General features: G+C 34.9%; 1 protein-coding gene. It reads left to right on the top strand.

All coding sequences use genetic code 11. From position 1 onward, the window contains the following. On the top strand, positions 1 to 218 hold a 218-nt coding region (locus tag E1171_RS22895), incomplete at both ends, for a hypothetical protein (protein ID WP_187696059.1).

The following is a 218-nucleotide window of genomic DNA, read 5'->3' as shown; positions in this document are numbered from 1 at the left end:
TGAATAAAATTGATGGAAATAATAATGATGACAACCGACAAGATTTTGATGCCAATCAAGATGGGATGGACAATGAGATAAGGGAGGTCAATTTTATTATGGGCAACAGAAATGATGAAAATACCCAAAAGGCTTGGATGGAACAGGAAGAAGAGGAGCACACCATTATGAATATCAACCAAATTTTTGGGAATAATAACAATTGGAATGTACAGGAT

The sequence above is a fragment of the Xanthovirga aplysinae genome (assembly GCF_009711365.1).
GTDB lineage: Bacteria > Bacteroidota > Bacteroidia > Cytophagales > Cyclobacteriaceae > Xanthovirga > Xanthovirga aplysinae.
This window is presented reverse-complemented; position numbering and strand designations above follow the sequence as displayed.